This window comes from Streptomyces coelicoflavus (assembly GCF_003112555.1).
Taxonomy (GTDB): domain Bacteria; phylum Actinomycetota; class Actinomycetes; order Streptomycetales; family Streptomycetaceae; genus Streptomyces; species Streptomyces coelicoflavus.
On record NZ_BEWB01000006.1, the window covers coordinates 278,587 to 302,059 of the forward strand.

Below are 23,473 nucleotides of genomic sequence, written 5' to 3' on the forward strand. Positions count from 1 at the left end.
CCGGTGCCCGGCACCGGGCGCTCGGCACCGGCATCACGTGGCCTCGTCGCCGCGGCAGACACAGACCCCGCGGGGCGGCAGGCCCCGGACGGCCGAAAGCCGTCGGCCTCCGTCCGGCCGAAACCCCGCGGTCCGGTCCGGCTGGTCCCCATTGGGGTGGGGAGCAGCCGGACCGCACCCCGGTGGACCGCACCCGTGCGGCCCGCCGGGGGCGCCACGGGCCTCACCGGGTCAACCCCAGCCCGGTGAGGCCCCTCACCAGCGACGCGAGGCGCCCCGCACGACGCTCACGCCCGGCACCCGGTGCCAGTGAGCGCGGCATCATGTGACAGGCATCACCGCTCAGGTGTGACCCACGATTTAGAGACCCTCCGCATGCGGCGATAACCTGCGAGACGGACATGCCGCGCGCTCGGACACCGTGTGCGCCCCCCTTGTGACTCACAGCGGACGTCACGTTGCCCTTCGCGGCACGCCCACGCATCCAACGAACCGCGAGATCACTGATAGGGACGGAAGCGCGTGGACCTGTTCGAGTACCAGGCGAGGGACCTCTTCGCCAAGCACGATGTACCGGTGCTGGCCGGTGAAGTCATCGACACGCCTGAGGCGGCGCGCGCGATCACCGAGGGTCTGGGCGGCAAGTCCGTCGTCAAGGCTCAGGTGAAGGTCGGTGGCCGTGGCAAGGCCGGCGGCGTGAAGCTCGCCGCCTCGGCGGACGAGGCCGTCGCCCGCGCGACGGACATCCTCGGCATGGACATCAAGGGCCACACGGTCCACAAGGTGATGATCGCCGAGACCGCCCCCGAGATCGTCGAGGAGTACTACGTCTCCTTCCTCCTCGACCGTGCCAACCGCACCTTCCTCTCCATCGCCTCCGTCGAGGGCGGCGTGGAGATCGAGGAGGTGGCGGCCACCCGTCCGGAGGCCGTCGCCAAGACCCCGATCGACGCGATCGACGGTGTGACGCCCGAGAAGGCGCGCGAGATCGTCGAGGCCGCGAAGTTCCCGGCCGAGGTCGCCGACAAGGTCGCCGACATCCTGGTCAAGCTGTGGGACACCTTCATCAAGGAGGACGCCCTCCTGGTCGAGGTCAACCCGCTGGCCAAGGTCGTCTCCGGCGACGTCATCGCCCTGGACGGCAAGGTGTCGCTGGACGACAACGCCGAGTTCCGTCACCCCGACTTCGAGGCCCTCCACGACAAGGCCGCGGCCAACCCGCTCGAGGCCGCCGCCAAGGAGAAGAACCTCAACTACGTCAAGCTCGACGGCGAGGTCGGCATCATCGGCAACGGCGCCGGGCTCGTCATGAGCACCCTGGACGTCGTCGCCTACGCCGGTGAGGCGCACGGCAACGTCAAGCCCGCCAACTTCCTGGACATCGGTGGCGGCGCCTCCGCCCAGGTCATGGCGAACGGCCTGGAGATCATCCTCGGCGACCCGGACGTCCGTTCCGTGTTCGTCAACGTCTTCGGCGGCATCACCGCCTGCGACGAGGTCGCCAACGGCATCGTCCAGGCGCTGAAGCTCCTGGAGGACCGCGGCGAGAAGGTCGAGAAGCCGCTCGTCGTCCGTCTCGACGGCAACAACGCCGAGCTGGGCCGCAAGATCCTCACCGACGCCAACCACCCGCTGGTCCAGCGCGTCGACACCATGGACGGCGCGGCCGACAAGGCCGCCGAGCTGGCTCACGCCGCCGCCAAGTAAGCACTCAGGACGAGGACACCAACACACCATGGCTATCTGGCTCAACAAGGACAGCAAGGTCATCGTCCAGGGCATGACCGGTGCCACCGGCATGAAGCACACCAAGCTCATGCTGGGTGACGGCACCGAGGTCGTGGGCGGCGTGAACCCGCGCAAGGCGGGCACCTCCGTGGACTTCGACGGCAACGAGGTACCGGTCTTCGGCACCGTCAAGGAGGCCATCGAGAAGACCGGCGCCAACGTCTCCGTCATCTTCGTGCCGGAGAAGTTCACCAAGGACGCCGTCGTCGAGGCCATCGACGCCGAGATCCCGCTGGCCGTCGTCATCACCGAGGGCATCGCCGTGCACGACTCGGCCGCCTTCTGGTCGTACGCCGGCAAGAAGGGCAACAAGACCCGGATCATCGGCCCGAACTGCCCCGGCATCATCACCCCGGGCCAGTCCAACGTCGGCATCATCCCGGGCGACATCACGAAGCCGGGCCGCATCGGCCTGGTCTCGAAGTCCGGCACGCTGACGTACCAGATGATGTACGAGCTGCGTGACATCGGCTTCTCGACCGCCGTTGGCATCGGTGGCGACCCGATCATCGGCACCACGCACATCGACGCGCTCGCCGCGTTCGAGGCCGACCCCGACACCGACCTGATCGTGATGATCGGCGAGATCGGCGGCGACGCCGAGGAGCGTGCGGCCGAGTACATCTCGAAGAACGTGACCAAGCCGGTCGTCGGCTACGTCGCGGGCTTCACCGCGCCCGAGGGCAAGACCATGGGCCACGCCGGCGCCATCGTCTCCGGTTCGTCCGGCACCGCCCAGGCGAAGAAGGAGGCCCTGGAGGCCGCCGGCGTCAAGGTCGGCAAGACCCCGACCGAGACGGCGAAGCTCGCCCGCGCCATCCTGGCCGGCTGACACCTGCCAGGCACGCGGGCCGAGCGCCCGTGCCGCACCGAGTGGCCCGCACCCTGTTCGCAGGGGGCGGGCCACTCGGCGTTCCGGTGGGCACCGGGCTCCCTCGTGCGAGCCGGGTCATTCGAGCCTCGGGCTGAGCCGTTCCGGCCCGTGCTGCAACTGCTCCCGCAGTTTGTGCCGCAGTTCCAGCTCCTCGTCCGACAGGGAGCCCTGAGCCGCCCTCGGCGGTACGCCGCGCACCGCCTGTCCGGGGGACACGGGCGGCTCGTAGTGCGTGGGCGCGGTGCGCACGGTCAGGGCCGTGGTTCCGACGAGGGCGGCCGTGAACGCGATCGCGGCCCGGGTCCAGAACCGCGCCCGGCGTTCGCCGTCCCCGCGTACGGCGTGGGGCCGTGCCGCGCCCAGCCGTTCGTTCGACGCCAGTTCGGCCAGCCGCCGGTGCAGCACCTGCGGGTCGGCCAGCGCGGGCAGCCGGCCGGCGACGGCCTCGCGGGCGCGCAGCAGGCGGTTCGCCGCCGTCGGAGTGCTCGCCTCCGTCTCCGCCGCCGTCTCGGGCAGGTCCAGGCCCACACCGTCGTACAGCACGAGCGTGCGGCGGTGTCTCGGGGGGAGTCTGAGCAGGGTGTTCAGCAGGGTGCGGTCGCCCGGGTCGGCGGGCGGGGGCTCGGGGCGCCGGTGGCGTGGGCGCAACCGTTGCCAGGGCGAGAGCGCGTACTCGTACGCCGTCGCCCGCACCCAGCCCACCGGGTCCCGGTCGCGGGCCACCTCGGGCCAGTGCTCCCAGGCCGCCTGGAAGGCCCGTTCCACCGCCTCGCGGGCCTGCTCACGACGGCCGGTCAGCAGGTAGGTCTGCCGTACGAGGGCGGGGGCGCCGAACTCGTACAGGGCGTCGAAGGCCTGAGCGGGCGTCAGCGGGACGGGTGCGGGCCGGGCCTCGGGGACCGGCTCGGGGCCCGGCTCGGGTTCCGGGGCGGGTTCCAGGGTGGACTCCGGGACGGATTCCGGGGCGGAGCCCGGGGCGGATTCCGGGACGGGGTCGGGCTCGTGCGGCAGCGGCTTCCGCGCCGGGGCCGATTCGGATCCCGAGGTCGGTTCCGGTGCCGAGTCCGCTTCCGGTGCCGGTTCGGGGTGCGAGGTCTGTGTCGTCCGACGTGCCGTCTCTTCGTCGGCCAGCGTCTTCAGCAGCTTCGCGTACGCGTCCCGTTTCCGGCCCCGCGGAGTCGTGCGGCCGCTCTCCCACGCACGCACCGTCCCCGGGGTGACACCCACCCGTGACGCGAGCTGAGTCTGTGTCAGTGCGGCCGTCTCCCGCAGGTGTCGGCGGGCCTTGGGGGGAGGGAGCGGGGGCGCGGGGCGGCGGGTCACAGGACACCCCTTCGTACGAAAAAGTACATAAACATATATTGAGCGACACAGCGGGGCTTCGCCCGTTACGCCGGGAAAGCGCGTGTCGTTGGGAGCATGACGGGCGTGATCCAGACGACCGCCCGTTCAGCCCCGCTCTCCCAACTACGCACCCGGTGGCGCGACCGGTCGCCCGGCCTGGCCGCCGGGCTCCTGGGGGGCGTGTTCGCCGCGCTGCTGGGACTGGCGTCGTGCGCCGCGCTCGTGACGCTGCTGTGGATCAGTTCGCCGTACCCCGACAGCGGGTCGGGCGGCGCCCTCCACGTCGCCGCGGCGCTGTGGGTACTGGCGCACGGGGCCGAACTGGTGCGTGCCGACACGCTCTCCGGCACCCCCGCGCCCGTCGGCGTCACCCCGCTGCTGTTCGTCCTCCTGCCGGTGTGGCTGCTGCACCGCGCCGCCCGGGACGCCACGGACCCCGGGGACGGGGTGGGCGTGGCCGTCGGGGCGGCTCCGAAGCCGGGGGCCCGCGGGCGCCCGGCGTGGCTGGCGGGCGCCCCGGACGCCGGGCCACCGCCGGTCTCCGCGCGCGTGGCCTGGACCGGAGTCGTCCTGGGCTATCTCGCCGTCGCCGCGCCCGTCGTCCTGTACGCGCAGGGCGGCGCGCTGCGCCCCTCGTGGTGGTGGGCGGCGGTGTGTCTGCCGCTGGTCGCCATGGGCGCGGCGGGCGCCGGTGTGTGGACGGCGTTCGGCCGGCCGGGCGGGCCGGTGGGGCGGGCGCTGCGTGTGCTGCCCCGGAAACTGCGCGAGCTGATGGTGGAGCCGGACGCGCGCCTGGGCGCCGCGACGCGCGCCGCGGGCGCCGGTGCGGCGGTGCTCGTCGGAGGCGGTGCGCTGCTGCTCGCGGTGTCGCTGGTGTGGCACGGGGCCGCCGCGGGGGAGGCGTTCCTGCGGCTGACCGAGGGGTGGTCGGGGCGGTTCGCCGTGCTGCTGCTCTGTCTGACGCTGGTGCCGAACGCGGCGGTGTGGGCGGCGGTGTACGCCCTCGGCCCCGGCTTCGTGCTCGGCGCCGGGCATGTCGTGGCCCCCCTCTCGTCCGCCCCGGCACCGCTGCTGCCGCCGTTCCCGCTGCTGGCGGCGGTGCCGGACGCGGGTCCCGGTACGGCGCTGCACTGGGCGGCCGGGGCGGTGCCGTTGGTGGCGGGCGTGGTGGTGGGCTGGTTCACGGCGCGGGCCGCCACGGTGGGGGCGGCGGCCGGAGAGGCGGGAGAGGCCGGGGCGGCCGGGGCCTGGTCGTGGCGGCGGACCGCTGGTGCCGCGGTCGTGGCGGCCGTCCTGTGCGCGGTCCTCGTCGCCCTGCTGGCCGCGTTCGCCGGCGGGCCGCTCGGGAGCGCCGCGCTGGCCCGCTTCGGGCCGGTGTGGTGGCAGGCCGGGGGCGCGACGCTGGGGTGGATCGGGGTGGTGGCGGTGCCGGTGGCCGTGGTGGCGCGGGGGTGGCGGTGCCGGGGCGCTGCCGCGCGGGAGGAGGGGGGCGGGGAGGGTGTGGTGCCGTCCCGGCGGGTCCTGCCCTCGGGGTCCTCGGGGTCCTCGGGGCCCTCCGGGTCCTCGGGGCCCGCTGGGTCTGCCGTGCGCTCCGCGCTCTTCGCGGGGCGGTGGCGGAGGCGGACGGCGAAGGACGCGGAGGGCGCGGAGGGCGGGGGCGGCGTGGACGAGGGTGCGGTGCCGTTCGGGTTGTACGGCGACGACGATGGCGGGGTCGCGTACGACCTTCTGCCGGTTGACGGGGCTGAGGAGTCGCCTCGTGGTGGGGGGTGACGGGGTGACGTGGTGACGGGGGTGTGGGCGGGTGCGGCGGGTGTCTGCGGCCTTCTTCGCCCCCGCCGCCCCTTCCCTTTCCCGTCCCTGGGGGCTGCCGCCCCCAGACCCCCGCTTTCGGCCTGGACGGCCTCGTCCTCAAACGCCGGACGGGCTGATGGGGCTCAGTCGCCCGAGCCCAGGATGTCGTGCAGTTGTTCCGGCAGGTGGCGCTCGCAGGACTGCTCCGCCGCGTGGGTCAGGGCGTCCTCGCGGCAGGTGTAGTAGTCGCTGTAGATCAACTGGGCGCCGAAGGACGCGGCGACCATGACGATGGCCAGGGACGACGTGACCAGGCCGCTGATCGCGGCGGTGCGCTGCGGTCGGCCGGTCTGCTCGGCGGGCGGGGCCGGGGTGTCCGGGTCGGAGGCGGCGCGGGGCTTGGTACGCAGCGCGCTGATGCCCCAGTACAGGGCCAGGGCGCCGAGCAGCAGGGCCACGTACGGCCAGGTGAAGAGGGCGAAGAACAGGGCCCACATGCCGCTCAGCAGGGCGTAGCGGGCACGCCGCTGGGCGGGGTCCGTCGGGTCCCAGCGCGGGCCGGAGCCGCCGCCCGACCCCTCGGGGCTGCCGCCCGAACCGCCGGGCCGCTCGCCGAAGCCGCCGGGGGAGCGGCCGGGCTGCCGGTCGCTCCACTGCCCGCCCCAGGGGGAACGCGCGTCGTCGCCCTGGGAGTCGCCGTCGCCCGACGGGTGCCGGGGCTGCCAGGGGCGGTCCGGCGTGCCCTCGGCGGGCGGGGCGAAGGGGTTGTCCTTGTCGGTGGCGCCGTCCTGCCCGCCGCCGTTCCTCCGGTCCGAGGGCGAGTCGGGCGGCGACGAGGGGCGCTCCCGCAGCAACACGGTGCTGCCCTCCCCTGGCTGCGCCGACTGCTGGGGGAGTGTGAGCAGTCGCAGGCTGCGGTCCGGCATCAACTGAGCGTCTTCCCCTTGGCGACGATGGACGGGCGGCTGGTGGAACGGGCGGGCCGATGGAGCGGACGAACCCGTCGGTACGTCTGGTGAACGCGTGACGCGCGGGCGTCGTTCCCGCTCCGGCTCCACGCAGACGCTACCTTCCGGTCACGCCCCCGTCCCGAGGGGGCCGTCCGGTGTGCCGGTATCGTTGCTGACGGTCGGCCGCTTCGTAGACTTCCCCGTATCCAGGGACGCGAAGCATTCGTACGACCGTACAAAGAGATTCGCTTTCCCGAGAAAGGCCCCCACCGTGGCCGCCAAGCCCGTGGACCGGCGAGCCAGGCGCCTCGTCGTACTGGTCTCCGGATCCGGCACCAACCTCCAGGCGCTCCTCGACGAGATCGCCGCCACCGGCGTCGCGGCCTACGGGGCCGAGATCGTGGCCGTCGGCGCCGACCGCGACGGGATCGAGGGCCTCGCCCGCGCCGAGCGGTCCGGGGTGCCCACCTTCGTCCGCAAGGTCAAGGACTACGGGACCCGCGAGGAGTGGGACGCGGCGCTCGCCGAGGCCGTCGCCGCCCACGAACCGGACCTCGTCGTCTCGGCCGGGTTCATGAAGATCGTGGGGAAGGAGTTCCTCGCGCGGTTCGGCGGGCGGTTCGTCAACACCCATCCCGCCCTCCTCCCCAGTTTCCCGGGAGCCCACGGTGTGCGGGACGCGCTCGCGTACGGCGCCAGGGTCACCGGCTGCACCGTCCACTTCGTCGACGACGGCGTCGACACCGGGCCGATCATCGCGCAGGGCGTGGTGGAGGTCCGGGACGAGGACTACGAAGACGAAGGTGTCGCTCTGCACGAGCGCATCAAGGAAGTCGAGCGAAAGCTGCTCGTCGATGTCGTGGGGCGGCTCGCCCGCAACGGCTATCGCATTGAGGGACGAAAGGTAGTTATCCAGTGACCGCCACCGCCACCGCCGAGAGCAACAAGCGGGCCATCCGACGGGCGCTCGTCAGCGTCTACGACAAGACCGGGCTCGAGGAGCTCGCCCGCGGGCTGCACGAGGCGGGCGTCGAACTCGTCTCCACCGGGTCCACCGCCGGGCGGATCGCCGCCGCCGGCGTCCCCGTCACCAAGGTCGAGGAGCTGACCGGCTTCCCCGAGTGCCTGGACGGCCGCGTCAAGACCCTGCACCCCAAGGTGCACGCCGGCATCCTCGCCGACCTGCGTCTGGAGAGCCACCGGCAGCAGCTCGACGAGCTGGGCGTGGCACCGTTCGACCTGGTCGTGGTGAACCTCTACCCGTTCCGCGAGACCGTCGCCTCGGGCGCCACCCCGGACGAGTGCGTCGAGCAGATCGACATCGGCGGCCCCTCCATGGTGCGCGCCGCCGCCAAGAACCACCCCTCCGTCGCGGTCGTCACCAGCCCCGCCCGGTACGCCGACGTGCTCTCCGCGGTCAAGGACGGCGGCTTCGACCTGGCCGCCCGCAAGCGCCTGGCCGCCGAGGCCTTCCAGCACACCGCCGCGTACGACGTGGCCGTCGCCTCCTGGTTCGCCGCCGAGTACGCCCCGGTCGACGAGTCGGGCTTCCCCGACTTCCTGGGTGCGACGTACGAGCGCGCCCACACCCTGCGCTACGGCGAGAACCCGCACCAGCCGGCCGCGCTCTACACCTCCCCCGAGGGCGGCGGCCTGGCCCAGGCCGAGCAGCTGCACGGCAAGGAGATGTCGTACAACAACTACACGGACACGGACGCCGCCCGCCGTGCCGCGTACGACCACGCCGAGCCCTGCGTCGCGATCATCAAGCACGCCAACCCATGCGGCATCGCGGTCGGCGCGGACGTCGCCGAGGCGCACCGCAAGGCGCACGCCTGCGACCCGCTGTCCGCGTTCGGCGGCGTGATCGCGGTCAACCGCCCGGTCTCCAAGGAGATGGCCGAGCAGGTCGCCGAGATCTTCACCGAGGTCGTCGTCGCGCCGGACTACGAGGACGGCGCCCTCGAAGCCCTCACCAAGAAGAAGAACATCCGCGTGCTGCGCGCCCCCGAGGCGCCCGCCGCCCCGGTCGAGGTCAAGCCGATCGACGGCGGCGCCCTCCTCCAGGTCACCGACCGCCTCCAGGCCGAGGGCGACGACCCGGCCACCTGGACCCTCGCGACCGGCGAGGCGCTGTCCGAGGCGGAGCTGGCCGGGCTGGCCTTCGCCTGGAAGGCGTGCCGGGCCGTCAAGTCCAACGCGATCCTCCTCGCCAAGGACGGCGCCTCGGTCGGCGTCGGCATGGGCCAGGTCAACCGGGTCGACTCCGCGAAGCTCGCGGTGGAGCGGGCCGGCGCCGAGCGGGCGCAGGGGGCGTACGCGGCCTCCGACGCCTTCTTCCCCTTCCCGGACGGCCTGGAGATCCTCACCGCGGCCGGTGTGAAGGCCGTGGTCCAGCCCGGCGGTTCGGTCCGCGACGAACTGGTCGTCGAGGCGGCGAAGAAGGCCGGCGTGACGATGTACTTCACGGGGACGCGGCACTTCTTCCACTGACGCAGACGCACCGCATCTGCACGCACCCGTGCCCCGGGCCGGTCGTCACGACCGGCCCGGGGCACGGGCTGTTCGGCGCACGGGCTGTCCGTCCAGTGACGGGACGTCAGTCCAGGAAGCGGACGTCGCAGGCCGAGACCCACGTCCACCGGTGGGAACGAGCGGCGTCCAGCGGAGTGCCGTCGGGGAACTCCGCCCCGCCGAGCTCGGTCAGGTAGGACTCCGAACGGGTCAGGCACACGTGGGATCCGGTGTAGTCGGGCCCCGCGTACAGCTCGACGGCCAGTCCGGAGCTCGCCTTGAAGAGCAGAGACCTCACCGTGCCCACGGCGACGCCGTGCACGGAACCGGAGGAGTCGCCCCAGTCCGGGGCGTCGGTCGCGGTCGCCGCGAGGTGGCCGCTGCAGTCGAAGCCGCTGTAGAGGTAGAGGTAGCCGTTGCGGGCGTTGTGCCACGCCTTCTCGCAGGCCTCGGAAGCCGTGGCGGTCGGGGACGCGGTGGCGACACTGGACGCCGTGGACGCCGTGGACGCCGTGGACGCCGTGGACGCGTGGGCACCGGTCGCCGGGACGGCGGCGCCGAGCACCGCGAGGGCGAGCGTGGCGAACGCGGCGGGAATCCTGCGCATGGTCGTTCGCATGGTCGCTCCTTGTCTTGCGCGGAACGGGCGGACGGGGTTCCGGGGCGGCCCGTGGCCCGCCGGAAGGAGCGGGCCACGGGGCCGGACCGGAGCCGGTGCACGGGCAGGCCGTGCCGGTGGCCGTCGGTCAGGAGTTCAGGAACTTCCCGCAGGACGAGTTCCACACCCACCGGTGCGAGCTGATGCCGTTGTTCACGCCGGCGCCGCTCGTGAACGTGTGCCCGGCCAGGCTGGACATGTAGTACTCGGACTTCGCGATGCAGGTGTGGCCGCCGCCCCAGTCCTGCCCGGTGCCGTTGAAGACCTGGACGGCCATGCCCGAGGTGCCCTTGTGCAGGATGGAGGACGCCGTGTTGGTGTCACCGCCCTGGAAGGGCCCGCTGCTGTTGCCGTAGTCCGAGTCCCAGCTGTCGGTGCTGCCGATGTAGCCGCTGCAGTTGTAGCCGCTGTACGCGTAGAAGTAGCCGGAGCGGGCGTTGTGCCACGCGTTGTCGCAGGCCGTGGCGGCCTGGGCGCCGGTCGCGGGGACGATCGCTCCGAGGCCGGCGAGGCCGAGGGTCGCTGCTGCGGCGAGGATCTTGCGCATGGTGCGGGTCTCCTTGTCAGTCGGTGCTGGATTTCCCGCGACCGTGGGCCGCGGAAGTTCGGATCGCCCGGTGCGGGCGTGCGGGACGGCGCCCGGTGCCGGGCGGGCGGGACGGGACGGGTCAGGCCGTCGAGCCGGTGATCTTCTCGGCCCGGGCGAGGGCGGCGACGCTCATGCGTGCGTAGGCGGCGACGTCCTCGCCGTACCGGTCGAGCTCCTTCTCCCGGTACTCGTCCTCGAGTTCGCGCGCCGTGTCGGCCAGGCCCGTCTCCACGGCGCAGGTGGCCTCGGCCACCGCCAGGCCGACCTCGGTCGCGTAGGCCTCGTCGGGGCCCATCCCCGCGGTGAGGTCCGGCAGTTTCGCGCGGATCTCCTCGGGATCGGCGTAGGGGTGGCCCGCCTCGCGCATGCAGGCCGCCCAACGGCCGAGAGCGCTCGTGAAACGCTGGTCCCCGAGCAGCGCCGGCACGTAGAGGGAAGACAGGTTCGTGGCCGTCTTCTCGGCCCGGAACCAGGTCGAGAAGTCGCCGTAGAGCCGGTCCTTGGCGTCGGCCTGGCAGCTTTCGGCGGGGGTCCGGACGGTGCCGCCGCCGGGCAGCTCCGCCGTCAGCATGCCGCTCGACGGCCCGCCTTCGAGCGTCCTGTCGTAGCGGACGCGTTCCTTCTGCGGGAGCGCGTTGGCGTACGCGTGATTGGGGTCGTCGCGCTGGACGTCCTGGAGCTTCTCCTGGAGCCGGCTGCCGTAGCCGTGCCGCTTCGCCCAGGCCGGGTCGGTCAGCACATAGCCCCCGCCCCGGAGTTCGTCCACGGTCGGCAGCGGCCCCACCCAGTACTCGAAGCCCGCCTCCTCCATGCACTCCTTGACCAGCTCCTGCTCGGCGCGCTGGACCAGGATCCGCTCGGCGTCGGACAGTTCACGGCCCTCGCCCGGGTCCGCACTCGCCGTGGTCCTGGCCGGCCCGGCGGTGGCCGCGGTGCCGCAGCCCGTCGCCGCGGCGCCGATGAGCAGCGCCGCCGCGCACTTCGTGGCGAGAGTCCGCCTCGTCATCACGCCCCCCGTCGTCCGCTTCCCCGTCCCCCGTGGCGGGGAAGCGATGACCACTCTGGCGGCGTTGGGCGGAGCGCGGTACCTGAAGAGTTGCAGGGTCCGCCTCCCCGCCGGCCCCGGGCGCGTCCCAGGCGCTGTCCCCCCGAGCGCCCGGAGGGCCCCGGCGCCGGTGTTCCCCACGGCGCCGGGGCCCTCTTCGTCGTCTCTCCGAGACCGGGTCAGGGGTGCAGGCAGGCCCAGGTGTTCGGGCCGATGATCCCGTCGTCCGCGATGCGGCACCGGACCTGCATGATGGTCACCGCGGTCTCGGTCACCTCACCGAAGATCCCGTCGATGTCCACGGCCGAGTAGCCCCAGACCCGGTTCAGCAGGCACTGGGCGTGGCGCACCGCCGAGCCGGTGCTGCCCCTGCTGAGTACGGGGTGGGAGCCGCTGTAGTTGCAGGGGCCGAGCGCGGTCGCCGAGGACCCGGCGACGGTCTCGGGTGCGGGCGCGGCGGCGGCCGCGGGCACGGACAGGACGCCGCCGACCAGGGCCGTCACCGATACGGTCAGAGCGAGACGCTTGCGTAAGGACATGCCGGTCACACCTTTCGGGAAGTAGCTTCGCTCGGGACGTGAGGTGCCGCGAACGAAGCTACGAGAGGCCACCCCCGCCGGGCGTCAAACCGCCGGTGTACTTACGCGGTAAACCTGCGCGGTAGGGCGGTCGTAGGGCGGTTCAGGACTCGGCCGCGCTGCGCAGCGCACGCCAGGTGGCCGGTCCGACCATGCCGTCCGCGTCCAGGCCCGCCCGCTTCTGGAAGATGACGACCGCGCCCTGTGTCTTCGGGCCGAAGTCGCCGTCCACCTCGCCCACCTCCTCGATGCCGTGGAGGTGACGGAGCAGGCACTGGAGCTCTCTGACCTGGCTGCCGCCGTCTCCCCGCTTGATCGTGAAGTCCCAGGTGCCGCTGTGACCGGCCATGTAGCCGGGGCCGTGTGTGGCGTCCTCGTACACCACGGGCTTCTCGCAGGTGGGCGGTGCGGCGGCGGCCGGTTGCGGCTCCCAGGGGGTGGTGTAGGCGAGGGTGATCGCACCCGCGACCGCCGCCGCGACGGCCGCCGACAGGATGGGACGCCGCCACCGCCGGGGGCGCAGCCTCGGCAGCCGGGCCGACCGGGAGGCGCCCGTCGCCTCCTCCACCCGGCGCAGCAACGCGGCGGTGTCCGTGGCGCGTTCCGCGTGGGTGGGGGCCAGGCAGTCCCGCAGGATGTCCCGCCAGGTCTCGGACAGGACGGGGGACAGCCGCAGTTCCTCACGGCCGCGGGCGTAGCGCATCGCCGCGTCGGAGCGGGCCTCCGCGGTGCCGCCGGGCAGCGGGAAGGCGCCGGTCAGGACGACGTGCGCGAGGACGCCGAAGGCCCACACGTCGGCCGACGGACGGATCCGGGTGCCGCGCTCGTCGACCTCGGGCCACAGGCGTTCGGGCGGCGTGTAGTCCGGGGTGGCGAAGGCCGGCGTGTAGGCGTGGGTGCCCTCGAGTTCGGCGGCCATGTTGAAGTCGGCCAGCCGGGCCGAACCGTCCGCCATCAGCAGTACGTTGGCCGGTTTCAGGTCGCCGTGCACCCAGCCCGCGTGGTGCAGCTGGTGCAGGCCCTCGCAGATCTGCGCGAGCAGGGCGGGCCCGCACTCCGGCACCGGAGTCCGGGCCAGTACGGCGTCCAGGGAGCCCTCGGCCCGCTCCAGCACCAGGACGGTCGCGCCGTCCAGCTCCGGACGGCCGGGGTCGTCGACCGTCAGCGTGTCGTACATCCGGATCAGCCGGGGCGCGCGCAGCCGTCGTAGCAGGTGCACCTCGCGTTCGGCCAGGTCGCGTAGATGGTGCAGCTGGCGCGGGGTGCGGGTGCCGGTGGGCAGGAACTTCAGCGCCGCCCGCCGCGGCGGCTCGTCGGCGTCGGAGGTACGGCCCGCGCCGGCGGACGCGTCGCGCACCCCCTCGTAGACGGTGGCGAACGCGCCGGAGGCGACCGGCTCACGCACCTCCCACGGCCCGACCCGGTACCCCTTCGGCACCGGGACCGCGTACGGCCGCCCGGTCACCGCTTCGCCCCGCTCGGGACCGGCGCGAGCACCACGAGGTCGTCCTCGCGGACCAGGTCGAAGCGGAGCGCGAGGGAGGCCAGCGACTCCTTCTTGCCGTGGGTGCGGCGGCCCGCCTCCGCCGTCTCCGGGCCCGGCCTCAGCCGCAGCTTCACGGCGAGGTAGTCGATGTTCCAGTACACGGCGGAGCGGCTGACCTTGGGCCAGCTCGGCCGCAGCCGCTCCACGATCTCCTCGACCGCGGGCAGCGGCGCCCGGGGCTCACCGCGCAGGCGCCGCTCGCACAGGGCGGCCAGCACCGCGAAGTACCGTTTGGTGCGGTCCAGGGCGAACGCCGGTACGGTGCCCGTCCCTTCGAGACCTCCGCGCTCGACGCTGCGGAAGACGTGGCGCGGCGCCCACACGTCGAAACTGAGCAGGTCCCCCGCCGCGGGCAGGGTCACGCGCGACAGCTCGAACGGCACCGGTGCCTCCACCCGGCCCGGCGCGACCTTGATGTGCTCGCCCGCCCCCTCCGGGTTCTCCACCACGTAGGTCTGGTCCTCGCTGAGATTGCTCAGCAGCCAGAAGGTCCGGTGTGCCGCGATCTCCCCGGCGACCCGCGGCACGCCCTCGTGCGCGATGGTGAGTCCGCCCCTGCCGGACTCCGCCCGGCCGAACTCGACGCGTTCCCCGGTGCCGATCCTCAGTTGCTCGATGACGCTGCCGCACGACGGCGGCACGACGATGACGCTGTACATGGAGTCGTCCCCCTCCCCCGATTCCCTCGGGGTCAACTTTCCCCAGTCCAACAAGGGGCAGCGTACGGGGAGCGGGTGAGGGCAGCCTAAGTATTCGGACGCCTCGGCGGGTCGTGACGTCCGGATGGCAAAACGGCGGCCCCCGGCCCCTCCGTGGAGGTGACCGGGGGCCGCCGTGAGGGCGCGCCCGGGCGAGCGGATCAGCAGGGGCGCAGCGACCAGATCGGGTCCCAGTCCGCCCTGCCCGCCTCGTAGGCCGTCGACGTCCAGCGGACGCTGCCGTCCCGGTTGAAGAACTTGGCGACCGTGCCCGGTGTCTGGTTGTTCGTGAACGGCCCGTCGCCGGTCCAGTTGGTCAGGTTCCAGGTCTGGCACTTGTAGAAGTCGAATTTCGTGCCGTTGACGATCATGCACAGGTGGCCGTAGCCGCAGGCCAGGTCCCGGGCGCCCAGGTTCTTCGGCGCGTCCGTCACGGTCAGGCCCTGGTACTCGACCGCGTCGGCGGTCACGCGCAGGGGCTTCGGGTTGTCGGCCAGCACCTGGCCGGCCCTCTGCTGGAGGCCGGTCACCCGGGTGCCGTCCGGGGCGTCGGCCGCCGTGGCCGCGACCGTGGAGCCGGCGGCCAGCGCCGTGGCCGCGAGGAGGAGTGCTGCGGGCTTGAGGATGTTCATCGTTGTCCCCCGTGAGCGTCGGTGTGTCGTACCGCCGAAGCGGTGTGCTCACACCGTGCCCCCGGTCACCGGCCGTGCGGAACCTCGGAACTCCCAGGGTCACTTCCCGCCCCGGGGCGTGTACTCCTTGAGGTGGTGAGCGACGCGGTCGGCGTAGTCGCGGTACTTCGGGGGAACCCCGCCCGCGTCGTTCACCTTCTTGTACGACGTCCGGTAGGACACGGCGATCAGCACCCTGCGGTCGCCCCGCAGGCCGGCGTCGAGGCGGGGCGTGATCCAGCACAGGTAACGCCCCATCGCCGGAACGGACTCGGCGGGCGGGAACGGCGGCTGGGGCACGGTCTCACCCGGGGTGCCGTCCTCGTTCATCCACCAGCGCAGCACGCTCGGGGTCCAGCGGGCGATGCCGTACTCGTCCTTGGCCGGGTCGGCGAGGTCCGGGTCGAAGTCGCTCTCCACCTTCAGTATGGCCGCGATCAGGGCCGGGCTGACTTCCTTGTGGCCGCAGTCGTGCGCCGTCTCCACGATCAGCAGGCGGTAGGCGGGCGGCACGCCCCGGTCGGTGCGCAGTTCGGACGCGCCGTAGGAGGCGGCGGCGACGCTCGCGGTGCCGCCGGGGCGCGGGCCCGTGACGGGCTCCCGGCCGTCGTCGGCCCGGCGGACGACGCCGTAGCCGAGCGCGGCGAGGGCGACCAGCCCCGCGGCCGCGGCGCCGAGGACCCTGCGCCGGGGGCGTGCACGGGGCCGCCGGACCGAGAACCTCCCCAGGCCGCTCGCGCCGCCCGTCACGCTCGTCACCCGCCGCAGCAGCGCGTCGGTGCCGATGCGGTCGGCGTGCGTACGGGTCAGGCACGCCCCCACGATCTCCCGCCACGCCGACGGCAGTTCGGGGGACAGGCGCAGCTCATGGGTGCCGCGTGCGTAGGCGATCGCGGCGTCGCGACGGGCCGTCGGGGTGCCGCCGGGCAGCGGGAACGACCCCGTGAGCAGCAGGTGGGCCAGGACACCGAAGGCCCACACGTCGGCGGAGGGGCGGATCCGGCGGCCCCGCTCGCCGATCTCGGCCCACAGCAGCTCGGGCGGCGTGTAGTCGGGGGTGGAGAACGCCGGTGTGTAGGCGTGGGTGCCCTCCAGTTCGGCGGCCATGTTGAAGTCGGCGAGCCGGGCCGAACCGTCCTTCATCAGCAGCACGTTGGCCGGTTTGAGGTCGCCGTGCACCCAGCCCGCCCGGTGCAGCTGGTGCAGGCCCTCGCAGACCTGCGCGAGCAGCGCGGGACCGGCCGGCGGGCGGGGCGTGGCGGAGAGCAGGGCGGACAGCGAACCCTCGGCGCGCTCCAGGACGAGCACGGTGGCGCCGTCGAGCCGGGGCCGGCCGGGGTCGTCGACGGTGAGGGTCTCGTACATCCGGATCAGCCGGGGCCGCCGCAGCCGGCGCAACAGCTCGACCTCGCGCTCGACCAGGTCCCGCAGGTGGGACAGCTGCCGCGGGGTGCCGGTGCCGGTGGGCAGGAACTTCAGCGCGACGGTGTCGGGGACCTCCCCGCCCGCACCGCCGCTGCCGTCCGCGCCGGGGCGCCCCGGGCGGCGGGGCATGCCGTCCCCGCCCGTGTTCCCCGGGGCGTCCGTGCCGTCCTCGGCCGGGTGGGCCGTGTCAGTGTGCGCGCGGCTCGGGTTGCCGGTGCCGGTGCCGTCGGTGCCTGCCGTGCCTGCCGTGCCTGCCGTGCCTGCCGTGCCGGGGCGGCCGGGGCGGCCGGGGCGGTGCCCCGTACCGTCCCCGCCGGGCCGCGTCGGCGAGGCCCTCGGGCCGTCGTCCCCGCCGGTGCGGCGTGCCTCGTACACGCTGCCGAAGGCGCCGGTCGCGATCGGCTCGCGGACCTCCCAGACGCCCACCCGGTACCCCCTGGGCACCGGGACGGCGTACGGCTCGGTCATCGCAGCGCCTGTCCGGACGGTGCGGCGAGGACCACCAGGTCGTCCTCGCGGACCAGGTCGAAGCGGAGCGCCAGCGAGACCAGCGACTCCTTCTTGCCGTTCAGCCGGGGACCGGGCTCGGCGGTCTCCGGACCCGGCTTCAGCCGCAGCTTCACGGCGAGGTAGTCGATGTTCCACTGCACCGACGTGCGCGAGGCGGCCGGCCAGGCCGGGCGGAGCCGCTCCACGACCTGGTCCATGGTCGGCAGCGGCGCGTGCGGTGCCCCGCGCAGCCGCGGCTCGCACAGCGCGGCCAGCACCGCGAAGTACCGCTTGGTGCGGTCGACGGAGAAGGCCGGGGCGGTCGGCTCGCCGTCGGTGCCGTCCTCGCCGCGCAGATAGTCGTGGCGCGGCGCCCACACCTCGAGAGGCAGCAGGTCCCCGGCGGCGGGCAGCACGATCCTCGAGAACTCGAACGGCACCGGGGCGTCGAGGCGGCCCGGCGCCACCTTGATGTGCTCGCCCGCGCCCTCCGGGTTCTCCACCACGTACGTCTGGTGGGCGGAGAGGTTGCTCACGGTCCAGAAGGTGCCGTGCGCCGTGATCTCACCGGCTCTGCGGGACACCCCGTCGTGCCCGATCAGCAGGCCGCCCTCGGGCACGGACCGCCCGAAGACGAGCCGGTCGCCGGGCGCGAGCCGGTACTGGGTGCGGGTGTTCTCGTCCCCCGTGGTCGGCGGAGGTACCACGATGATGCTGTACAAGGTGCGTCTCCCCGTGCCTGACGGCTACCCACGCCAGACTAGGGCGACGCACCAGGGCCGTGCCCCCCTCGTACGGGTGAGACACGGCCCGGATGCATGATTGGCGAGAAAGCGCTCCGCGCCCCTCAGTAGCGGGGTCGCTTGAACCAGGCCGCGCCCTTCGAGTTGCCGACGAACACGGCTATCAGGATGCCGAACACCAGGTGGACGATGCCCGCGATGGTGAAGGGGTAGAGGGCCAGGATGGCGGTGAGGATGCCGAAGACCAGCGCGGTCACGCGCAGACCGTTGCCGCCCGAGTTGAACTTTGCGGCCAGGAACGCCGCCCAGATGCCCCAGACCAGCGCCAGCACCATGAAGCCCCACAGGACACCGGTCGGGTAGTCGGCGAGCTCCTCGAACGCGGCGTCGTCCTTGGCCTGGTCGATGGCCGTGGCCGAGATGCCGAACAGCGCCGTGCCGATGACCTGGAAGCCCACCATGATCCAGAGCAGCACCCGGGCGGTGTTGACCGTACCGGGCATGGTCGTGGGAGCGGCACCGTAGGGCTGCTGCACCGGCGGTGCCTGCGGGTATCCGTAGCCGGGCTGGCCCTGCTGCGGCTGCTGCTGGGGGTAGCCGTAGTTCGGCTGCTGGCCGCCCTGCGGCGGGCCGTAGGGGTTGTTCGGATCGCCGAAACTCATGGCGGGTCTTCCTCCGTAGCTGTCAAGTGCGGGGACGACGCGCGGCGCGACTCGGAGGAGATTCTTCGTAAGCGGTTCGTCCCCCCGGTACGGCCCCGCGGCACTGTGCCGTCCAATCGTTCTTGACCGAACTCTTACTTGTCCAGCCCGCCCGCAAGGTGTTGTGCAAGTGCAACACCGTCGATCATGAGCGGACACGGCCGGAAGTGTCCGGCGGAGTCCGGAAGGTCCCCGTGAGGTGCCCGCATGCCGACCTGATTGGAACCGGGGGCCGGTCATCCGCGAGGATGGGGGTATGACCGCCCAGATTCTCGATGGCAAGGCCACCGCAGCCGCGATCAAGTCCGAACTGACCGCCCGCGTGGCGGCGCTGAAGGAGAGGGGTGTCACACCGGGTCTCGGCACCGTCCTGGTCGGCGACGACCCGGGCAGCCAGAAGTACGTCGCCGGCAAGCACCGCGACTGCGCCCAGGTCGGCATCGCCTCCATCCAGCGCGAACTGCCGGCCACGGCCACCCAGGAGGAGATCGAGGCGGTCGTCCGCGAGCTGAACGAGGACCCGGCCTGCACCGGCTACATCGTCCAGCTGCCGCTGCCCCGCGGCATCGACGAGAACCGCATCCTCGAACTGATGGACCCGGACAAGGACGCGGACGGCCTGCACCCGATGAACCTGGGCCGCCTCGTCCTGAACGAGCCGGCGCCGCTGCCCTGCACCCCCAACGGCATCCTCACCCTCCTGCGCCGCTACGGCGTCGAGATCAAGGGCGCCGAGGTCGTGGTCGTCGGCCGCGGTGTGACCATCGGCCGCCCGATGCCGCTGCTGCTCACCCGGCGCAGCGAGAACGCCACCGTGACCCAGTGCCACACCGGCACCCGGGACCTGGCCGCCCACCTCAAGCGCGCGGACATCGTCATCGCCGCGGCCGGCTCCCCGCACCTGGTCCGTCCCGAGGACGTCAAGCCGGGCGCGGCCGTCCTCGACGTCGGCGTCTCGCGCAACGCCGAGGGCAAGATCATGGGCGACGTCCACCCCGGCGTGGCCGAGGTGGCCGCCTGGATCTCCCCGAACCCCGGCGGCGTCGGCCCCATGACGCGGGCCCAGCTGCTCGTCAACGTGGTGGAGGCGGCGGAGCGCAGTGCCGGCTGAGGACACGAACTCCCCCGAGCGGCCGGGCGGCGAGGGGAGCACGCAGGAAGCGGAGCCCGCACGGACCCCGGGCGGCCCGGCTGCCTCGGGCAAGCGGGCCGGATCGGGCAAGCGGGCCGTCTCCGGCAAGGCCGCAGAGAGCGCCGGTGCCCCGGCCCGCTCGAAGGCCGAGCGGAACGCCGGAGCCGCGGCCCGCTCGGCGGACTCGAAGCACGCCGCCGCCCCGGAGACCTCGCAGGCCGCGGAGACCGCGGGCGAATCGACGGCCCCGAAGAGCCCTGCGGCCTCGCAGGTCTCCGAGGCCCCGGAGACCTCCGCGGACGCCGGCCACTCGGCGACCGCCGGCCACTCGGCAACCGCCGGGCACCCGGACGACATCACCGTCCGCGACCCCGTCAGCGCGCCCGACGCCAAGGGGCGGCCCCGCCGTGTCACGCGCCGGTTCCCGCTCTTCACCCGGGACACCGCCCGTCCCGAGGGCGGCGGCCGGGCCGCGGCCGGCGACGCCCCGGCGCCCGCCCGGCAGTGGCCGGTGCTCGCGGTGGTGCTGCTGGTCGGACTCGGCCTGCTGCTGACCGCACTGGACGTGTTCCGCTGGGGGACGCTGCTGATCGGCGCCGCGCTGCTGGCGGGCGCCGCGCTGCGCTGGGTGGTGCCCGACGTCGGCATGCTCGCCGTGCGCTCGCGCTTCACGGACATCACGACCTACGGCGTCCTCGGCCTCTCCATCGTCCTGCTGTCGCTGATGGCCCAGCCGAAGCCGGTGCTGGAGATCCCGTTCCTCAAGGACACCCTGCACTTCACCGTCAGCTAGGCGTTTTTCACGTCCGGCCCGAGCGGCTTCCCGGCACGACGGCCCGTCCTCACCCCCGTGGAAGGACGGGCCGTCGCCGCGACCAACCCTCCTGCACGGAGAACGCCCTGTTCAACGCCTGTCAGGGCGCTGTGGCACGGAAGTGACCGTTCCGCTACTCCGCTACGCGGCGCGTTCTCGGGGGTTCCGTGCAGGATGGTGCGGCGCCGGTGGGACACTGGACCACGGGTCGGTGGGCGTGCGACGGTGCACGCTCGCGGCCTCTGTGCTCCTGTGCGCCCCCACCCCGGGAACTGAGATCCTGAGCGGGCGCATCCCTGTGGGTAGCCAGAACCGGGTATCGCGCGCAGGACGTCGCGCGCGGGGACCAGCGGGGGAACGACCAGCACGTCACCGGGGGAAGAGGGGGAAGCAGTGCCTCGTTGGAAGGCCTTGCCGGATGAACTCGATCCGCAGATCAGGGAGTTCACCAGCCAGCTGCGCCGGCTCGTGGACCGCAGCGAGTTGAGCGTCGCGTCGGTGGCCGACGCCACGGGCTACAGCAAGACGTCCTGGGAGCGCTATCTGAACGGCCGCCTGCTGGCGCCCAAGGGAGCCATCGTGGCCCTGGCCGAGGTCACGGGCACCAATCCGATGCACCTCACCACCATGTGGGAGCTGGCCGAGCGCGCCTGGAGCCGCTCGGAGATGCGCCACGACATGACCATGGAGGCCATCCGGATCTCCCAGGCGCGCGCCGCGCTCGGCGAACTGGGCACGCCCGCCGCCAAGTCGGGCACCTCCAAGGCCCGGTCGGGCAACGGCGAGGGGAGCGGCGGCGGGAACGGCAGGGGCCGGAGCGGCCGCCACGGCGGCGGCTCGGCGGCACCCGGAGTCGCCGGGCCGGCCGGTGTGTCGCCCACGCTGCCCCCGACGGTCCCGGCGCAGCCCACCGCCGCCGACAGCCCCGACTCCGTCCTCGGCGCGGTCCGGGGCGGCGCGGGCCCCGGCACCTCCTCCACCCCGTCCGCCGGCGGAGCGACCGACGGCAACTCGTGGGGGCTCGCCGGATACCGGGGGCCCGCGCCGACCGGTGACCGCGCGGCCCGCGCCCGGCCCCGGACCGGCACCGGGGAGGCGGCGAGCCCGGCCGGGTTCGACGAGACGAGCGTGCTCGCCCCGGCCACCGGCCCTGCCGGCGGCTACGGCGAACCTCCGCACGGCGGCCGCCCCGCTTCGTCCGGTCGCCCCCCTTCGTCCGGCCGGCCCCGGGGCGGCGGCAGCAACCGGGGCGGCGGCACCAAGCGGACGACCACGCTCGTCGCGGGCGTCGTCGGCGTACTCGTCGTGATCGCGGGCGCCTTCTTCCTCCTGAACGACGGCGGCGGCAAGAAGGACGAGGGCACCAAACCCTCCCCGTCGCCGACCGTGAGCAGCGAACCGAAGCTGCCGCCGGGCGTGAAGTGCAGCGGCGACGCCTGCACCGGCAAGGACCCGGAGGTCATGGGCTGCGGCGGCGACCTGGTGACCACCGGTGCGACCGCCGTCGTCGGCACGGCCGCCGTGGAGGTCCGGTACAGCAAGGTCTGCGGCGCCGCGTGGGCCCGCGTCACCCAGGCCGCACAGGGCGACGAGGTCCAGGTGAACGCCGGCGGTGCGAACGAGCAGCGGGCGACGGTCGGCACCCCCGGAGCCACCGCCGCGTACACCGCGATGGTCGCCGTGGACTCCGCGGCCGACGCCACCGCGTGCGCGACGCTGGCCTCCGGCACGCAGGGCTGCACGAAGTAGCGGCACGCAGGGCTGCACGAAGTAGCGGCACGAGGGGGGCGCGAAGGGGCGCGAGCCGGCGGACCGAGAAAGTTCGCCCGCGACAGGCATGCCCCGCGGCGTCACGGGCACGCGAGAAGTACCCCCACGGGAGTCCGGCAACGGTATCCCCGAGCGGCGGTCGCCTTCGTCCCCCCTCTCCCGGACGGGCGGCCGCCTCTTTTTCTTATGCGTTCTCCGCCCTGACACCGCCGTCCTGTGGGCCGGGCCACACCGACCCGGACGTGCCGGACACCACGGGCGCGATAGCCTGACGGCTGGATGGATCTCTTGATACCAAGAGATCGATCAAACGCCCGGGGCCGGGACGCCCCACCGCCAGCTGTCATACGGAGAACGCCATGACTCGCACTCCCGTGAACGTCACCGTCACCGGCGCGGCCGGCCAGATCGGTTACGCCCTGCTCTTCCGCATCGCCTCCGGCCAGCTGCTCGGCGCGGACGTGCCGGTCAAGCTGCGCCTCCTGGAGATCACTCCGGCGCTCAAGGCCGCCGAGGGCACCGCGATGGAACTGGACGACTGCGCGTTCCCGCTCCTCCAGGGCATCGAGATCACCGACGACCCGAACGTGGCCTTCGACGGCTCCAACGTCGCCCTCCTCGTCGGCGCCCGCCCCCGCACCAAGGGCATGGAGCGCGGTGACCTCCTCGAGGCCAACGGCGGCATCTTCAAGCCGCAGGGCAAGGCCATCAACGACCACGCCGCGGACGACATCAAGGTCCTCGTCGTCGGCAACCCGGCCAACACCAACGCCCTGATCGCCCAGGCCGCCGCCCCGGACGTACCGGCCGAGCGCTTCACCGCGATGACCCGTCTGGACCACAACCGCGCGCTGACCCAGCTCGCGAAGAAGACGGGCTCGACGGTCGCCGACATCAAGCGCCTGACCATCTGGGGCAACCACTCCGCCACCCAGTACCCGGACATCTTCCACGCCACCGTCGCCGGCAAGAACGCCGCCGAGGCCGTGAACGACGAGAAGTGGCTGGCCGAGGACTTCATCCCGACCGTCGCCAAGCGCGGCGCGGCCATCATCGAGGCCCGCGGCGCCTCGTCGGCCGCCTCCGCCGCCAACGCCGCCATCGACCACGTGCACACCTGGGTCAACGGCACCGCCGAGGGCGACTGGACCTCCATGGGCATCCCGTCGGACGGCTCCTACGGCGTCCCCGAGGGCATTATCTCGTCCTTCCCGGTCACCACGAAGAACGGCACGTACGAGATCGTCCAGGGCCTGGACATCAACGAGTTCTCCCGCGCCCGCATCGACGCCTCCGTCAAGGAGCTGTCGGAGGAGCGCGAGGCGGTCCGCGGTCTCGGCCTCCTCTGAC

At 73.2% G+C, this 23,473-nt stretch carries 21 protein-coding genes; 9 read left to right on the top strand and 12 right to left on the bottom strand.

All coding sequences use genetic code 11. The features are described from left to right. Positions 1–522: 522 nt before the first annotated feature. Positions 523–1,707, top strand: coding sequence for an ADP-forming succinate--CoA ligase subunit beta (gene sucC / locus Sco07f_RS16160; RefSeq protein ID WP_007444050.1), 1,185 nt, complete (start codon positions 523–525; stop codon positions 1,705–1,707). A 28-nt stretch (positions 1,708–1,735) separates the two neighbouring features. Then, positions 1,736–2,620 (top strand): succinate--CoA ligase subunit alpha, encoded by an 885-nt coding sequence (gene sucD / locus Sco07f_RS16165; RefSeq protein WP_007444052.1) that lies wholly within the window; start codon positions 1,736–1,738, stop codon positions 2,618–2,620. 117 nt (positions 2,621–2,737) lie between these two features. Here the strand turns inward: sucD and Sco07f_RS16170 are convergent, their stop codons facing one another. Then, positions 2,738–3,985, bottom strand: a complete 1,248-nt coding sequence (locus Sco07f_RS16170; RefSeq protein ID WP_108988222.1) for a helix-turn-helix domain-containing protein — start codon at positions 3,983–3,985, stop codon at positions 2,738–2,740. Between the two features lie 96 nt (positions 3,986–4,081). Between Sco07f_RS16170 and Sco07f_RS16175 the strand changes: the two genes are divergently transcribed. Further along, complete coding sequence (locus Sco07f_RS16175; protein ID WP_108988223.1) at positions 4,082–5,779, top strand: cell division protein PerM; 1,698 nt, start codon at positions 4,082–4,084, stop codon at positions 5,777–5,779. 164 nt (positions 5,780–5,943) lie between these two features. Here Sco07f_RS16175 and Sco07f_RS16180 read toward each other — a convergent pair whose 3' ends face one another. Then, complete coding sequence (locus tag Sco07f_RS16180) at positions 5,944–6,726, bottom strand: hypothetical protein (RefSeq protein WP_108988224.1); 783 nt, start codon at positions 6,724–6,726, stop codon at positions 5,944–5,946. Between the two features lie 295 nt (positions 6,727–7,021). On the opposite strand from Sco07f_RS16180, the gene purN reads away from it, so the two are divergent. Further along, entirely contained in the window at positions 7,022–7,669 is a 648-nt protein-coding gene (purN, locus tag Sco07f_RS16185) for a phosphoribosylglycinamide formyltransferase (RefSeq protein WP_042825000.1), read from the top strand. Beyond that, positions 7,666–9,243: a bifunctional phosphoribosylaminoimidazolecarboxamide formyltransferase/IMP cyclohydrolase gene (gene purH / locus Sco07f_RS16190; protein WP_108988225.1), complete on the top strand. Its 1,578-nt coding sequence runs from the start codon at positions 7,666–7,668 to the stop codon at positions 9,241–9,243. Before purN ends, purH begins: the two co-directional genes overlap by 4 nt. Positions 9,244–9,349: 106 nt before the next feature. Here purH and Sco07f_RS16195 read toward each other — a convergent pair whose 3' ends face one another. The 10 genes from Sco07f_RS16195 to Sco07f_RS16240 form a co-directional block, all read right to left on the bottom strand. Further along, a complete protein-coding gene (locus Sco07f_RS16195; RefSeq protein ID WP_159106951.1) occupies positions 9,350–9,883 on the bottom strand; it encodes a hypothetical protein in 534 nt (177 codons plus the stop codon). Positions 9,884–10,010: 127 nt separating this feature from the next. Further along, on the bottom strand, positions 10,011–10,469 hold the full coding sequence (locus tag Sco07f_RS16200; protein ID WP_007444057.1) for a hypothetical protein: 459 nt from the start codon (positions 10,467–10,469) through the stop codon (positions 10,011–10,013). 121 nt (positions 10,470–10,590) lie between these two features. Continuing rightward, entirely contained in the window at positions 10,591–11,517 is a 927-nt protein-coding gene (locus Sco07f_RS16205) for a hypothetical protein (protein WP_108988227.1), read from the bottom strand. Between the two features lie 218 nt (positions 11,518–11,735). Then, complete coding sequence (locus tag Sco07f_RS16210; RefSeq protein ID WP_007444059.1) at positions 11,736–12,095, bottom strand: peptidoglycan-binding domain-containing protein; 360 nt, start codon at positions 12,093–12,095, stop codon at positions 11,736–11,738. A 142-nt stretch (positions 12,096–12,237) separates the two neighbouring features. Next, positions 12,238–13,599, bottom strand: coding sequence for a protein kinase domain-containing protein (locus Sco07f_RS16215; RefSeq protein ID WP_108988228.1), 1,362 nt, complete (start codon positions 13,597–13,599; stop codon positions 12,238–12,240). After that, positions 13,596–14,339 carry a hypothetical protein gene (locus tag Sco07f_RS16220; RefSeq protein WP_087789783.1) on the bottom strand — a complete coding sequence of 248 codons (744 nt, stop codon included), beginning with the start codon at positions 14,337–14,339 and terminating at the stop codon, positions 13,596–13,598. The genes Sco07f_RS16215 and Sco07f_RS16220 overlap by 4 nt, the downstream gene beginning before the upstream one ends. A 200-nt stretch (positions 14,340–14,539) precedes the next feature. Further along, complete coding sequence (locus Sco07f_RS16225; RefSeq protein WP_087789782.1) at positions 14,540–15,010, bottom strand: hypothetical protein; 471 nt, start codon at positions 15,008–15,010, stop codon at positions 14,540–14,542. A gap of 99 nt (positions 15,011–15,109) precedes the next feature. Further along, positions 15,110–16,942: a serine/threonine protein kinase gene (locus Sco07f_RS16230; protein WP_108988229.1), complete on the bottom strand. Its 1,833-nt coding sequence runs from the start codon at positions 16,940–16,942 to the stop codon at positions 15,110–15,112. Beyond that, entirely contained in the window at positions 16,939–17,685 is a 747-nt protein-coding gene (locus Sco07f_RS16235; RefSeq protein ID WP_007444098.1) for an FHA domain-containing protein, read from the bottom strand. The genes Sco07f_RS16230 and Sco07f_RS16235 overlap by 4 nt, the downstream gene beginning before the upstream one ends. Positions 17,686–17,810: 125 nt before the next feature. Further along, a complete protein-coding gene (locus Sco07f_RS16240; RefSeq protein WP_087789780.1) occupies positions 17,811–18,368 on the bottom strand; it encodes a hypothetical protein in 558 nt (185 codons plus the stop codon). Positions 18,369–18,663: 295 nt separating this feature from the next. Here Sco07f_RS16240 and Sco07f_RS16250 point away from each other — a divergent pair, with 295 nt between their 5' ends. The 4 genes from Sco07f_RS16250 (at position 18,664) to Sco07f_RS16270 (ending at position 23,472) form a co-directional block, all read left to right on the top strand. Further along, on the top strand, positions 18,664–19,518 hold the full coding sequence (locus Sco07f_RS16250; RefSeq protein ID WP_003974148.1) for a bifunctional methylenetetrahydrofolate dehydrogenase/methenyltetrahydrofolate cyclohydrolase: 855 nt from the start codon (positions 18,664–18,666) through the stop codon (positions 19,516–19,518). A gap of 376 nt (positions 19,519–19,894) precedes the next feature. Next, positions 19,895–20,332 carry a DUF3017 domain-containing protein gene (locus Sco07f_RS16260; RefSeq protein WP_054099338.1) on the top strand — a complete coding sequence of 146 codons (438 nt, stop codon included), beginning with the start codon at positions 19,895–19,897 and terminating at the stop codon, positions 20,330–20,332. A 432-nt stretch (positions 20,333–20,764) separates the two neighbouring features. Beyond that, positions 20,765–22,102: a helix-turn-helix domain-containing protein gene (locus Sco07f_RS16265; RefSeq protein WP_244942063.1), complete on the top strand. Its 1,338-nt coding sequence runs from the start codon at positions 20,765–20,767 to the stop codon at positions 22,100–22,102. 380 nt (positions 22,103–22,482) lie between these two features. Then, on the top strand, positions 22,483–23,472 hold the full coding sequence (locus Sco07f_RS16270) for a malate dehydrogenase (RefSeq protein WP_007444106.1): 990 nt from the start codon (positions 22,483–22,485) through the stop codon (positions 23,470–23,472). Position 23,473 lies beyond the last annotated feature (1 nt).